Here is a 322-nt window from a genome sequence, read left to right as displayed (position 1 = left end):
GGTCATGTACCCGCGAAGCTCCTCGCTCCAGGGCTCGAACTTCTTGCGGTACTTGGGCCAGAGGGACTCGGGGTCCTCCTCCTCCTCGAGCACCGCGGAGCAGGTGCGGCCGGGGGACAGGAGGCACTGGTCGGTGACGACGAGGGTGCCCTCGCCGTCGACGGTGATGGAGCCGCCCTCGAGGATCATGTCGTCGGGACGGTAGCGGCGGCAGCCGGAGAGCTCGGCCATCTTGAGGGCGATCTGCTCGTCCTTGTCCCACGGGAAGTAGAGGCCGTCGATGAGGCCGCCGTAGCCGTTGAAGTGCCAGTGGTTGGCGCGC

General features: G+C 68.0%; 1 protein-coding gene. It reads right to left on the bottom strand.

Annotated features, from left to right (window positions below; translation table 11 throughout):
- Positions 1–322, bottom strand: a 322-nt coding sequence (locus tag ACTQXI_RS08935; RefSeq protein ID WP_441049402.1) for an agmatine deiminase family protein, incomplete at both ends; no start/stop codon positions are given.

Source organism: Collinsella sp. LCP19S3_C9, assembly GCF_052121575.1.
GTDB lineage: Bacteria > Actinomycetota > Coriobacteriia > Coriobacteriales > Coriobacteriaceae > Collinsella.
Note: the sequence above shows the minus strand (reverse complement) of the source record. Positions and strands in the feature narration are given on the sequence as shown.